The sequence below is a fragment of the Mycobacterium sp. P7213 genome, assembly GCF_900604305.1.
Lineage (GTDB): Bacteria > Actinomycetota > Actinomycetes > Mycobacteriales > Mycobacteriaceae > Mycobacterium.
The window spans coordinates 68904-81740 of the sequence record NZ_UWOA01000018.1 but is presented as its reverse complement, the minus strand read 5'-3'; the positions used below and the strand labels follow the sequence as shown (position 1 = coordinate 81740).

Here is a 12837-nt window from a genome sequence, read left to right as displayed (position 1 = left end):
ACCCGCGGCTGCGCTATGAACGATGTCGCTGCCCTGCAACGCATTACGCTCGACCTTAGATAGCGGCCAACTCCGACTCGAAAGTCCCGTCCTGCGGTAACCAACCCGCGAATATCAGACTTGATACGCGTCGATACGACACGCTCGACAACCCACATTCACCTGGTCACGAAGCGGCGGCCATGACGACGGTCGTGGCCGCCGCTTCACCCTGGGACTTGACAAACATCCCTACATATCAGTGCAAAGGGAGTCAGATCATGACGCTGTTAGGCGGAGCGGTGTACGCCGGTTTCTTCGCTCTGGCTGCGGTGTGGCTTGCCGCCACCAACCCCGACGCAGCCGAAGAGCGGGCTCAGGCGAACGCGAACCGGCAGGACCTCTCGAACGCGGCCAAGACTGCGGCCGGACCTGTCGGGTCCAGCCCTTGCTGCGCCGGCCAGTCTTCGTCGTAATTCAGGTGCCGGCGGCGATCCGCTCGGCTTCGACGATCCGCCCAGTCAACGGGCCGACACGGAGGGCTCGGTCGAGCCGCGGGTGAGCTGCGAGTCGTCACCGCCGGTCGGCGCCGCCACCAGGGTCAGCAGGCTGGCTTCGGGGCGGCAGGCGAACCGCACCGGCGCGAACGGTGAGGTGCCGATCCCCGCTGAGACGTGCAGGCGCATGTGCGCACCCCACTGCGAGGGCCCCTTGACCCGGGAGCGATCCAGCCCGCAGTTGGTCACCAGTGCGCCGTAGAACGGCACGCACAGCTGGCCGCCGTGGGTGTGGCCGGCCATCACCAGCTGATAGCCGTCGGCGGCGAACCGGTCCAGCACGCGTGGCTCCGGCGAATGGGTCAGCCCCAGGCGCAGATCGGCGGTCAGGTCGGCCGGACCGGAGATGGTGTCATAGCGGTCCCGCTCGATGTGCGGGTCGTCGACGCCGGCTGCGGCAATCCGATGGCCGGCCACGTCGAATTCACGACGGTTGTGGGTCAGATCCAGCCAACCCCGCTCGGTGAAGGCCGCCCGCAGGTCCTGCCAGGGCAACGGGACGCCGTGGATGCGATGTGTCGGCTTGGTCAGGTACTTCGCCGGGTTCTTCAGCCGCGGACCGAAGTAGTCGTTGCTGCCGAACACGAACACGCCCGGCACCGACAGCAGGTCACCGAGGGCCTGCACCACCGCCGGGACCGCCTTCGGGTGGGCGAGATTGTCGCCGGTGTTGACCACCAGGTCGGGCTCCAGGCGCACCAGCTCCCGCAACCAGGCCTGCTTGCGGCGCTGCCCGGGGCGCATGTGGATGTCGCTGATATGCAGCACCCGCAGCGGTGAAGATCCGGGAGCCAGCACCGGCATCGTCGCCTCTCGCACCACGAACGCATTGCGTTCGATGAGCGCGCCGTAGCCGATAGCGAGAGCCGCCGGCCCGAGCGCCGCCGAAGCGGCGACCACGGACCGGGGCAGGGCAGGTGAAGGGGCCATGGCGTTCAGACTACTGCGCCCAGCGCGCGCTACCGCGGTTAAGGCGGCGGCGCGGGGGGCGGCAGCAGCGGAATGGTGWTCGGCGGCAACCCGGGAATCTCCACCACCGTCGAACCCACCGGCCCGATCGGCGGCAGACCGTCCGGCGGCGGTGGCGGTGGCGGCGGGATGCCGTTGCTGACCTCGATGGTGACGATCGAGCCGGGAATGGTCTGACCGTTCGGTGAGGTGCCGACGACCGCCCCGGAACGGGCGCTGCTGTTGACCCAGTTCGGCTGGTCGGCGACCTGGAATCCGGATTCCTTGAGGCGCAGGCGCGCGGCATCCACTTCCAGGCCCACAACGCTGGGCACCCGGGAATTGGGGCCGCCGTCGACGTACCGCGGCTCGGTCGGCGGCATGATGACATCGCCGAAGTCGGTGGCGATCGGCTTCATCGCCGCGAACCAGGTGCGGGCCGGCTCGTTGCCGCCGTAGAGGTCCCCGTCCCCGCAGTGCCGCAGCGGGAAGGAACACAGATCCGACGGCGAGCTGGAATCGTCGAAGATGTAGTTGGCCGCAGCGTAGCGGTTGGTGAAGCCCAGAAAGCCCGACGAGCGGTGGGCCTCGGTGGTGCCGGTCTTGCCCGCCATCGGCAGATCCCAGCCCACCGAACCGGCGGCCGGTGCCGCGGTCCCGCCGCCCTGGATATCCTTGCTCAAGGCGTTGGCCAGCGTGTTCGCGAGCCCTTCGGGAACCACTCGCTCACAGGTCTCGGTGGTCACAGCCACCTCGTTGCCGTTGCGGTCGAAGACCTTGTCGATCGGGTTCGGCGGGCACCAGACCCCACCGGAGGCCAAGGTGGCGGCAACGTTGGACAACTCCAGCGCGTTGACCTCGATCGGGCCCAGGGTGAATGAGCCCAGGTTCTGGCGTTTGACGAAGTCGGCCAGGCTCTCGTTGCTGTCCGGGTCGTAGTCGCGGGCCGTGCCCGGGTCGGCGTAGGAACGCAGGCCCAGCTTGATCGCCATGTCCACCGTGCGGCCGACGCCGACCTGGGAGATCAGCTTCGCGAACGCGGTGTTGGGCGAGGTGGCCAGCGCGGTGGAGACGTTCATCGGCGACCGGTAAGGCGCGACGTTGACCACGCACCAGGTCTCTTTGGGGCAGCCCTTGGCGCCGCCGCTGCCCATGCCCTTGGTCTGGAACCGGCCGGGCACTTCGAGATCGGCGCTGATGCCCATGCCCATCTCGAGAGCCGCGGCCACGGTGAATGTCTTGAAGATCGACCCGGCGCCGTCGCCGACCAGTGAGAACGGTTGCGGCCGCATGGTCTCGCCGAGGTCGGCGTTGAGCCCGTAGGTGCGGTTGCTGGCCATGGCCAGCACCGGGTGTGCGTCACTGCCGGGCTTGATCACGCTCATCACGCTGGCGATGCCCTGCACGTTGGGGTTGGCGAAGTTGTCGATCGCCTGCTTGATCGGGGCCTGCACGTCTGGGTCCAGCGTGGTGTGGATGACGTAGCCGCCGCGGGCCACTTGCTCCTTGCTGATCCCCGCCCGCGTCAGGTACTCCTGCACGTAGTCGCAGAAGAAGGCCCGGTCGCCCGCCGCGATGCAGCCCCGGGGCAGCTCATTGGGCTGCGGCAGGATGCCCAGCGGCTCCTGCTTGGCCGCGCGCAGCGCGTCGGCCTCGCCGGGGATGTTTTCGATCATGGTGTCCAGCACCAGGTTCCGTCGTGCCAGTGCGCCCTCGGGATTGGTGTAGGGGTTCAGCGTGCTGGTCGACTGCACCATGCCGGCCAACAGGGCCGACTGCTGCCAGTTCAGGTCCACCGCATCCACGCCGAAGTAGGTCTGGGCCGCGTCTTGGACGCCGAACGAGTTGTTCCCGAACGACACCAGGTTGAGGTAGCGGGTCAGCAGCTGCGGCTTGGTGAAGGTCCGGTCCAGGGTGAGCGCCATCCGGATTTCCCGGAGCTTGCGCGCCGGGGTGGTCTCGATCGCAGCGCGCTTCTCGGCATCGGTCTGGGCCAGCACCAGCAGCTGGTAGTTCTTGATGTACTGCTGTTCCAGCGTCGAACCGCCGCGGGTGTCGATGTCCCCGGAGGCGTAGCCGGCCAGACCGGTCAGCGTGCCCTTCCAGTCCACCCCACTGTGTTCGGCGAACCGCTTGTCTTCGATGGAGACGATCGCCAGCTTCATCGTGTCGGCGATCTTGTCGCTGGGCACCTCGAACCGGCGCTGCGAGTACAACCACGCGATCGTGTTGCCCTTGGCGTCGACCATCGTCGACACCGCGGGCACATCACCGCTGACCAGCTGGGCCGATCCGTTGGCCACCACGTCGGAGGCGCGGTTGGACATCAGGCCGACACCGCCGGCGACGGGAAACAGCAGCGCCGCGAGCAAGACGGCGGCGAGCAGACAACACCCGGCCAGTTTGAGCACAGTAGGGCCGGTCGGGGGGCGCTCCGACATGGCTAACACACTAGCGGTGGTCGCAAGCGCGGCGGAGCCGGGCGAAGCGGGCCGTCGCCATCGGCCCGCCCCGCCGTCGGGGAACCCCGCACTGCTTCAATTGACGCACGTGTTAAAAAATGGCGGTCCGTGCCGGGTCGCGTCGCTGATCGCGGCTCAGATCATGATCGGACGGCACGGTCGTCCCAAAAATGTGCCGACCAACCTGTTGCGCAGACAGCACCTGACCACCTAACTTGGACATCAAGTGCGATTCAGGTAACACTGATGACACGATGTGGCGCAGATCGCAGTGTGTCGGTCGACGCCGATGTTGAATAGGTGGCTGCCGGCGGCGGCCGGGACGGAGGATCGTCAGTGTCTGTTGCAGGGACAGCGGTTCACAACACCAGCATGCCAATGGCTTCAGCATCCCAACCCCCCCGAACCGTCTTGCGCGGCGTGCAGGACGAGAGTCGAATCGCCTGGGTTTCCAAGGCCGTCTGCCGCGGTGCGGACCCCGATGAACTCTTCGTACGCGGTGCGGCGCAACGCAAAGCCGCAGTGATCTGTCGGCACTGCCCGGTCGTGCTCGAGTGTCTGGCCGACGCCCTCGACAACCGGGTCGAGTTCGGTGTCTGGGGCGGCATGACAGAGCGGCAACGCCGGGCGCTGCTCAAGCAGCACCCCGAAGTGACCTCCTGGCGCGAGTACTTCGTCGCGCAGCGTAAGCAGCGTGACGCCGGCTGATGCCCGGCTGAGCCTTCTTCGCGTCTTCTTCTACTTTTTCGCCGTCAGCTGATCGGCGATCGCGCCGAGCGCCTCCAGATCGGAGACGTCGAACGGCAATGACGGCACCCCCACGATGGGAACCCGCGGGTTGGCCCGGGTGAAACGCGAGAGCAGCCGGATCTCACGCTTTGCGGTAGCACCGCGTTCGGCGTGAATCTGTAGCGCCGCGGTGGTGAGTGCCTTCGCCCCGTCGGGCAGCGACGCACCGATCTGGGGCTCCTGCAGCGTCTCGATCGCGTCGATGGCGCGCTCGATCGGCAGGTCGCACAACATCGGATGGGTGCGGTTGAGAATCAGCCCCGCCAGCGGCATGTGCTCTTGGGAGAGCCGGTCGACGAAGAACGACGCCTCGCGCAACGCGTCGGGTTCGGCTGCCGACACCACCACGAACTGGGTGCCGCGGCGTTTGAGCAGGTCATAGGTGCGGTCGGCCTTCTCCCGGAAACCGCCGAAAGTGGCATCGAGGGACTGCACGAAATTCGCTGCATCGGAAAGCATTTGCGAACCCAGCACCGTCGAAAGGGCCTTCATCGCCAGGCCGAGCGCGCCGGCGACCAGCTTGCCGATGCCCCGCCCCGGGCCCAGCAGCAACTTCCACAGCCGGCTGTCCATGAAGCTGCCCAGCCGTTTCGGCGCGTCCAGGAAGTCCAAGGCATTGCGCGACGGCGGGGTGTCCACGACCACCAGATCCCAGCGGTCCTCGGCGAGCAGCTGGCCGAGCTTCTCCATCGCCATGTACTCCTGCGTGCCGGAGAGCGAGGTCGCTACCGTTTGGTAGAACTGGTTGCCCAGGATCGCCTCGGCCCGCTCCGGGCCGGAGTACTGCGTCACCATCTCGTCGAAGGTGCGACGCATGTCGAGCATCATCGCGTGCAGCTCACCTGGCACCTCCGCGGGCAGTGGCACCCGCTGTGGGTGGTTGCCCAAGTCGTCGATGCCCAGCGCCTGTGCCAGCCGACGGGCGGGGTCGATGGTCAGCACCACCACGGTGCGGCCGTATTCGGCGGCCCGCAGCGCCATCGACGCCGCGGTGGTGGTCTTGCCCACACCGCCGGCGCCGCAGCACACCACCACCCGATTGGCGGTATCGGCCAGGATCGCCGCCAAGTCCAGTGCCAGCGGTTTGCCGGTCGTATCGGGTGTCATCGAACCCCCTGTTGGCCGAGAATTTCGGAAAGTTCATAGAGGCTGCCGAGGTCGACCCCGTCGGCGATCGTCGGCAGGTGCAGCCGCGGCACATCCAACTGCTGCAGCTGATCGGCCGTTTCCGTCCGGGCACTGATGCGAGTGGCGTGCTGGATGGTTTCGGTCAGCAGACCGGCGAAGTTCTCGTCGGACAGCGTGATCCCCGCCGCGGCCAGCCCGCTTCGGACCGCGTCCGCGTCGACGACACCTTCGGCCGCCTTCGCCAGGTCGGCGGGATCCAGATGAACGGCGATGTCGCGGTTGACGATCACGCTGCCGATCGGCAGGTCCAGCTCGCGCAGCTCGTCGATGGCCTCCAGGGTCTCCTGCATCGGCAGGGCCTCCAGCAGCGTCACCAGATGGATCGCGGTCTGGTCGGAGTGCAGCAGCTTCACCACGCCGTCGGCCTGCGAGTGCACCGGGCCGCCCTTGGCCAGCTGCGACACCGCCTTGGTGACGTCGAGGAACCGCGCGATCCGCCCGGTCGGCGGCGCATCCACCACAATCGCGTCGTAGACCGGCTTGTTGTTCTTGTCGGTCTGGATCACGTGGTACTTGATCTTGCCGGTGAGGATGACGTCTCGCAGACCGGGCGCGATGGTGGTGGCGAACTCGACCGCCCCGACGCGCCGCATCGCCCGCCCGGCGATCCCCAGGTTGTAGAACAAGTCGAGGTATTCCAGGAACGCGGCCTCGATGTCCATCGCCAGCGCATCGACCTGCCCGCCGCCCTCGGCGGTCGCGACCTTGAGCGGGGCGATGGGCAGCGGAGGCACATCGAAGATTTGCGCAATGCCTTGGCGTTCTTCGACTTCCACTAGAAGGACTCGGCGTCCGCCGGCCGCGAGCGATAGCGCGAGCGCGGCCGCCACCGTCGTCTTGCCGGTACCGCCCTTGCCGGTCACGAAATGCAGCCGGGCCTTCGTCAATCGCGAAGGCCAGCCGAGAAGCGGCTCGCTGCTGGATGTGGCTGTCACTACTGCATGCTAACCAAGTGCTTGAGCGTCCTAGCGATAAGCTCGCTGCCATGAGTCAACGCACGGTCTGGGAGTACGCCACCGTCCCCTTGATCACGCACGCCACCAAGCAGATCCTCGACCAATGGGGAGAAGACGGCTGGGAGCTGGTCTCGGTGCTGCCCGGGCCCTCCGGTGAGCAGCTCATCGCCTTCCTGAAACGCCCGCGATGAGCTGGCGGGCACGGCTGACCGAACTCGGGATCGAGCTGCCCGACGTGGTGGCGCCGCTGGCGGCCTACGTGCCAGCGGTGCGCACCGGCAACGTCGTCTACACCTCGGGTCAGTTGCCGATGCAGGCCGGCGAATTGCCGCGCACCGGCAAGGTGGGCGCGCAGGTCAGCCCGGAGCAGGGCCACGCGCTGGCCCGGATCTGCGCGCTCAACGCGCTGGCCGCGGTGGATGCCCTGGTTGGCCTCGATGCCGTGGCCCGGGTGGTCAAGGTGGTCGGGTTCGTCGCGTCGGCGCCGAACTTCAACGGGCAGCCCGGTGTGGTCAACGGGGCCTCCGAACTGTTGGGTGAGGTGTTCGGCGATTGCGGCCAGCACGCCCGGTCCGCGGTCGGGGTGGCCGAGTTGCCGCTGGATGCGCCGGTGGAGGTCGAACTGATCGTCGAACTGAAGGCCGCGGCGGAGTAGCCAGGCGGTGTCGGCCAGTCATCCCGCGTACGGTCGGCTGCGGCCGGTCACCGAGACCGCGTCGGTGCTGCTGGCCGACAACCCCGGGCTGATGACCCTGGACGGCACCAACACCTGGGTGCTGCGTGGCCGCGGCAGCGACGAGGTGGTGATCGTCGACCCGGGGCCCGATGACGACGAGCACCTCGGCCGGCTGGCCGAGGTCGGCCGGATCGCCCTGGTGCTGATCAGCCACCGGCACTTCGATCACACCGAGGGCATCGACAAGCTGGTGGACGCCGTCGGGGCACCGGTGTACTCCGCGGGTAGCGGATTCCAGCGGCGGCTCGGCGGCGGGCTGATCGACGGTCAGGTGATCGACGCCGCAGGCCTGCGTATCACCGTGTTCGCCACTCCGGGCCACACCGCTGACTCGCTGTCGTTCGTGCTCGACGATGCCGTCTTGACCGCCGACACCGTGCTGGGTCGCGGCACCACCGTCATCGACTCCGAGGACGGCGACCTGACGCGCTACCTGGATTCGCTGCGGCGCCTGCGCGGGCTGGGTAGACGCATGGTGCTGCCCGGGCACGGACCGGAGCTGCCGAACATCGAAGCGGTGGCCGACGGCTATCTGGCTCACCGCGAACAACGGCTCGACCAGGTGCGCTCCGCGCTGGCCGCGCTGGGCGAGGACGCCACGGCCCGCCAAGTCGTCGAATACGTCTACACCGACGTCGACGAAGAGCTGTGGGGCGCCGCCGAATGGTCCGTGCAGGCCCAGCTGAACTACCTGCGGGGCTGACCCGCGCGAGGCTGGGGGCACCTCCCGCTCGCGAGCCTGTAGTTAGCGCGGCGGCTACTCGTACTTTTCCGCGCTAACTACAGGCTCGGCGAGGGGCTTTGGTCTAGCGAGGGGCTTTGGCCGAGTGACTACCGCGCCCGGCGGGCCAGCCGCTCGGAGTCGGAGATCAGCACGCTCTTGCCCTCGAGCCGGATCCAGCCGCGGTGGGCGAAGTCGGCCAGCGCCTTGTTCACCGTCTCCCGCGAGGCCCCGACCAGCTGGGCGATCTCTTCCTGGGTCAGGTCGTGGGTGACCCGCAGGGCCCCACCCTCCTGGGTGCCGAACCGTTGCGCCAGCTGCAGCAGCTGCTTGGCGACCCGACCGGGCACGTCGGTGAAGATCAGGTCGGCCAGGTTGTTGTTGGTGCGGCGCAGCCGGCGGGCCAACACCCGCAGCAGCTGCTCGGCGATCTCGGGCCGATCAGAGATCCACGACCGCAGGGCGTCACGGTCCATCGAGACCGCGCGCACTTCGGTGATGGTGGTCGCGCTCGAGGTCCGGGGACCCGGGTCGAAGATCGACAACTCACCGAACATGTCCGAGGGGCCCATGATGGTCAGGAGGTTCTCCCGGCCGTCGGGCGACCGTCGGCCGATCTTCACTTTCCCGGAGACGATGATGTACAGCCTGTCGCCGGGCTCTCCCTCGGCGAACACGGTGTGTCCACGCGGAAAATCCACGGGCTGAAGCTGCTTGGTCAGCGCGGCTACCGCGCTGGGCTCAACTCCCTGGAAGATTCCGGCCCTCGCCAGGATCTCGTCCACGATGCCCCTTAGATGTTTTTGATGAAGGTTTTAAAGCGGTAAGCGCGGGCCGCTACCCGGCCAGCCACCTGAGTCTAGAGCCAGGCGTCAAGCGAGGTTACAACGCTACGCACGATTGGCATGCCGATTCGGCGGAAACCGGGGATTCGCCTTCTGTTCCCGGCTCAGCCCGGTTTCGATGCGTTCCAGCCCGACCGCCGACAGCATCAGCAGCGTCGGGATCGCGGTGATCAGCAACCAGGACACAAGTCGTCAGTAAACATGGGCAAGGTCTCGTTGGGGTCACAGATTAGTACCCTGTCGGAGGTGACAGTGGACAAAGCCTCGCGCCCGGCGCGGACCGAAACCCGGACCGGACTGGTCCGGCGGGCACGTCGGATGAATCGGACTCTGGCCCAGGCCTTTCCCGACGCCCACTGCGAGTTGGACTTCACCACGCCCCTGGAGTTGGCCGTCGCCACCGTGCTGTCGGCGCAATGCACCGACGTGCGGGTGAACCTGACGACGCCGGTGTTGTTCGCCCGCTATCCCACCGCGCTGGCCTACGCCCAGGCCGATCGCGCGGAGCTGGAGGAGCTGATTCGGCCAACCGGCTTCTACCGCAACAAGGCGGCTTCGCTGATCAACCTTGGCCAGGCCCTGGTGGAACGCTTCGACGGCGAACTGCCCGACACCATGGACGAGCTGGTGCGCCTGCCCGGGGTGGGCCGCAAGACCGCCAACGTGATCCTCGGCAACGCGTTCGGGGTGCCGGGCATCACGGTCGACACCCACTTCGGCCGGCTGGTGCGACGCTGGGCCTGGACCAGCGAGGAAGACCCAGTCAAGGTCGAGCACGCGGTCGGTGAGCTCATCGAACGCAAGGAATGGACACTGCTCAGCCACCGGGTGATCTTCCACGGCCGACGGGTCTGTCACTCCCGCAAGCCGGCCTGCGGGGTGTGCGTGCTGGCCAAGGACTGCCCGTCATTCGGCATCGGGCCTACCTCCCCGATGGAGGCTGCTGCCCTGGTCAAGGGCCCCGAGACCGAGCATCTGCTGGCCCTGGCCGGGTTGTAGCGGATCCCTGGATCAGATTGCGCCGATGAGCCGACCGAGCGGATGGACGCTGACCGGCCTAGCCGTATTGGTGGTGGTGGCTGCACTGCTCACCGGGCTGGTGGCCGAACTGCGCCGCGAACCGGCCGCCACGGAGCCGGGCCGCAGCGGGTCCATGGCCGGCGCCGCAGCGGACCTGGCCTCGCTGCGCCAGCGCGCCGACCTGCCACCCTGCCAGGCGGGCCCGGGCGACAGCGGGCCGAGCGCGCTGCGCGGGCTCATTGTCGAGTGCGCGGCCGACGGTTCGCCGATCGACGTGGCGGCAATGTTCGCCGGCCGGAAGGTGGTGCTCAATCTGTGGGCGTACTGGTGTGGGCCGTGCCGAGACGAGCTGCGGGCGTTCGCCGAATACCAGCGCCGGGCCGGGCCGACCGTGACAGTGGTGACGGTGCATCAAGACGACAACCAAGCCGCCGGATTGGCCCTGCTGGCCGAGCTGGGCGTGCGGCTGCCCACCCTGCAAGACGGCCGACGGCAGCTGGCGGCGGCGTTACGGGTGCCCAATGTGATGCCCGCGACGGTGGTGCTGGCCGCGGACGGTAGCGTTGCCCGCATCCTGCCGCAGCCCTTCGCCAATGCCGAAGAGATCGCCGCCGCCGTCGAAAACAGCGGCCGCTGATGTGGGGTGATCAGGATCCGGCACGCAAGGGAGGCGCGGTGAGCGCTGGCGAGTCCCAGCCCGGTGCCCCGTCGTGGTTGCGCCCGCTGGTCGACAACGTCGAGAAGTTGCCGAAGGCCTACCTGCACCGGCTGCCCGCCGATGTCCGCGCGATGATCACGGCGGCCAACGCCAAGGCCAGCGTCACCGGACGCCGGCGCGACGCGGCCGTACTGGTGCTGTTCTCCGGCCCGCCGGGCGGCCCGCCGGAAGCGATATCGGAATCCGCTGACCTGCTGGTCACGGTGCGCGCCTCGACGCTGCGTCATCACGCCGGCCAGGCCGCATTTCCGGGCGGAGCGGTCGACCCCGACGACGACGGGCCGATTGCCACCGCGTTGCGGGAGGCCAACGAGGAGACCGGGATCGACCCGGTCCGGGTGCACCCACTGGTCACCCTGGACAAGGTCTTCATCGCCCCCTCGGGGTTCCACGTGGTGCCGGTTTTGGCCTACTCCGAGGATCCCGGACCGGTGACTGCGGTGGACCCGGGCGAGACCGCGATCGTGGCCCGCGTTCCAGTCCGGGCATTCATCAACCCCGAGAACCGGTTGATGGTTTACCGTGATGCGCGCAGTCGGCGTTGGGCAATGCCGGCTTTCCGGCTCAACCAGATGCTGGTCTGGGGATTCACCGCCCAGGTGATCTCGGCGATGCTGGATGTGGCCGGTTGGGCACAGCCCTGGGACACCAGCGAGGTACTCGGGTTGGACGAGGCCATGGCTTTGGTTGGAGAAGAACCTGGTGGAACGGGGATGACAGGGATATGACGTCGTCGCAGTGGCTGGACATCGCCGTGCTGGCGATCGCCTTCGTTGCCGCAGTGTCTGGCTGGCGTTCCGGCGCGCTGGGCTCCCTGCTCTCCTTCGTCGGTGTTGCGTTGGGGGCGATGGCCGGGGTGCTGCTGGCCCCGCACCTGATCGAGAGCGTCTCCGGCGCGCGGCTGAAACTGTTCGCCGCGCTGTTTCTGATCCTGGCCATGGTTGTCATCGGCGAGGTTGCCGGAGTCGTGCTGGGCCGGGCGGTGCGCGGAGCGATCCGCAACCCCGGTGTCCGCGGCGTCGACTCCATCGTCGGGGTGGTGCTGCAGCTCGGGGTGGTGCTGATCGCGGCCTGGCTGCTGGCCACCCCACTGACCGCATCCGATCAGCCGAGCCTGGCCGCCGCCGTCAATGATTCGCGAGTGTTGCGTCAGGTCGACGACGTCGCGCCGCAGTGGCTCAAGAACGTGCCTCGCCGGCTCTCGGCGGTGCTCGACGATTCCGGGCTGCCGGCCGTGCTGGAGCCCTTCAATCACGCCCCGATCGCCGCGGTGGATGCCCCCGACCCGGAACTGGCCGCCAGTCCGGTGGTGGAAGCCACTGCGCCGAGCGTGCTGCGGATCCGCGGTGTGGCGCCCAACTGCCAGAAAGTCTTGGAAGGCACCGGATTCGTCATCTCGCCCAATCGGGTGATGACGAACGCGCACGTGGTGGCCGGCTCGGACAGCGTCACCGTGGAGAGCGGCACCAAATCGTATGACGCCACGGTGATCTCCTTCGACCCCAAGGAAGACATCTCCATCCTGGCGGTGCCCGATCTGCCGTTGCCGCCGTTGCCGTTCGCCCCGTCGCCAGCGCAGGCCGACACCGATGCACTGGTCCTGGGCTACCCCGGCGGCGGGGTCTTCGAGGCCACCCCGGCCCGTATCCGCGACGTCATCAACCTTGAGGGCCCCGACATCTATCGCAACACCACCGTCACCCGCCGGGTTTACACCATCAGAGGCACTGTGCAGCAAGGTAATTCCGGTGGCCCCATGATCGACATGGACGGGCGGGTGATCGGCGTGGTGTTCGGTGCGGCGGTCGACGACGCTGACACCGGTTTCGTGATGACCGCTGAAGAGGTGGCGGGTCAGCTCGCCCGCATCGGCGACACCCAGCCGGTCTCGACGCAGACCTGCGTCGGGGGAGAGTGA

General features: G+C 67.9%; 15 protein-coding genes. 9 read left to right on the top strand and 6 right to left on the bottom strand.

Going from position 1 to position 12837, the window contains the following annotated elements:
- Positions 1 to 260: 260 nt before the first annotated feature.
- Positions 261 to 455, top strand: a complete 195-nt coding sequence (locus tag EJK91_RS21740; RefSeq protein WP_024441757.1) for a hypothetical protein — start codon at positions 261 to 263, stop codon at positions 453 to 455.
- A gap of 45 nt (positions 456 to 500) precedes the next feature.
- Here EJK91_RS21740 and EJK91_RS09090 read toward each other — a convergent pair whose 3' ends face one another.
- Positions 501 to 1466 (bottom strand): metallophosphoesterase, encoded by a 966-nt coding sequence (locus EJK91_RS09090; protein ID WP_164517920.1) that lies wholly within the window; start codon positions 1464 to 1466, stop codon positions 501 to 503.
- A gap of 38 nt (positions 1467 to 1504) precedes the next feature.
- The gene (gene ponA2, locus EJK91_RS09085) at positions 1505 to 3925 is read right to left on the bottom strand and encodes a transglycosylase/D,D-transpeptidase PonA2 (RefSeq protein WP_125078763.1); all 2421 of its coding nucleotides are present in this window, start codon (positions 3923 to 3925) and stop codon (positions 1505 to 1507) included.
- 393 nt (positions 3926 to 4318) lie between these two features.
- On the opposite strand from ponA2, the gene EJK91_RS09080 reads away from it, so the two are divergent.
- Entirely contained in the window at positions 4319 to 4654 is a 336-nt protein-coding gene (locus EJK91_RS09080) for a WhiB family transcriptional regulator (RefSeq protein WP_046301107.1), read from the top strand.
- Between the two features lie 30 nt (positions 4655 to 4684).
- Here EJK91_RS09080 and EJK91_RS09075 read toward each other — a convergent pair whose 3' ends face one another.
- Both EJK91_RS09075 and EJK91_RS09070 read right to left on the bottom strand, forming a co-directional pair.
- Positions 4685 to 5842, bottom strand: coding sequence for an ArsA family ATPase (locus EJK91_RS09075; RefSeq protein ID WP_024441753.1), 1158 nt, complete (start codon positions 5840 to 5842; stop codon positions 4685 to 4687).
- Positions 5839 to 6858, bottom strand: coding sequence for an ArsA-related P-loop ATPase (locus tag EJK91_RS09070; protein ID WP_036457575.1), 1020 nt, complete (start codon positions 6856 to 6858; stop codon positions 5839 to 5841). Before EJK91_RS09070 ends, EJK91_RS09075 begins: the two co-directional genes overlap by 4 nt.
- Positions 6859 to 6908: 50 nt before the next feature.
- Here EJK91_RS09070 and EJK91_RS09065 point away from each other — a divergent pair, with 50 nt between their 5' ends.
- From EJK91_RS09065 to EJK91_RS09055, 3 genes are read left to right on the top strand one after another with little or no spacing between them, the layout of a single operon-like run.
- A complete protein-coding gene (locus EJK91_RS09065; protein WP_105295166.1) occupies positions 6909 to 7070 on the top strand; it encodes a DUF4177 domain-containing protein in 162 nt (53 codons plus the stop codon).
- Positions 7067 to 7534 carry a RidA family protein gene (locus tag EJK91_RS09060; RefSeq protein WP_046301108.1) on the top strand — a complete coding sequence of 156 codons (468 nt, stop codon included), beginning with the start codon at positions 7067 to 7069 and terminating at the stop codon, positions 7532 to 7534. The genes EJK91_RS09065 and EJK91_RS09060 overlap by 4 nt, the downstream gene beginning before the upstream one ends.
- Positions 7535 to 7541: 7 nt before the next feature.
- Positions 7542 to 8318, top strand: coding sequence for an MBL fold metallo-hydrolase (locus EJK91_RS09055; RefSeq protein ID WP_125078762.1), 777 nt, complete (start codon positions 7542 to 7544; stop codon positions 8316 to 8318).
- 128 nt (positions 8319 to 8446) lie between these two features.
- Here EJK91_RS09055 and crp read toward each other — a convergent pair whose 3' ends face one another.
- On the bottom strand, positions 8447 to 9121 hold the full coding sequence (gene crp / locus EJK91_RS09050; protein ID WP_013830875.1) for a cAMP-activated global transcriptional regulator CRP: 675 nt from the start codon (positions 9119 to 9121) through the stop codon (positions 8447 to 8449).
- Between the two features lie 105 nt (positions 9122 to 9226).
- A complete protein-coding gene (locus EJK91_RS21735; protein WP_164517919.1) occupies positions 9227 to 9367 on the bottom strand; it encodes a hypothetical protein in 141 nt (46 codons plus the stop codon).
- A gap of 132 nt (positions 9368 to 9499) precedes the next feature.
- On the opposite strand from EJK91_RS21735, the gene nth reads away from it, so the two are divergent.
- The 4 genes from nth to marP are packed head-to-tail and all read left to right on the top strand — an operon-like array spanning position 9500 to position 12837.
- The gene (nth, locus tag EJK91_RS09045; RefSeq protein WP_125078767.1) at positions 9500 to 10180 is read left to right on the top strand and encodes an endonuclease III; all 681 of its coding nucleotides are present in this window, start codon (positions 9500 to 9502) and stop codon (positions 10178 to 10180) included.
- 25 nt (positions 10181 to 10205) lie between these two features.
- Complete coding sequence (locus EJK91_RS09040; RefSeq protein WP_125078761.1) at positions 10206 to 10838, top strand: TlpA family protein disulfide reductase; 633 nt, start codon at positions 10206 to 10208, stop codon at positions 10836 to 10838.
- Positions 10838 to 11647, top strand: coding sequence for an NUDIX hydrolase (locus EJK91_RS09035; RefSeq protein ID WP_125078760.1), 810 nt, complete (start codon positions 10838 to 10840; stop codon positions 11645 to 11647). The genes EJK91_RS09040 and EJK91_RS09035 overlap by 1 nt, the downstream gene beginning before the upstream one ends.
- Complete coding sequence (gene marP, locus EJK91_RS09030; protein WP_046301109.1) at positions 11644 to 12837, top strand: acid resistance serine protease MarP; 1194 nt, start codon at positions 11644 to 11646, stop codon at positions 12835 to 12837. The genes EJK91_RS09035 and marP overlap by 4 nt, the downstream gene beginning before the upstream one ends.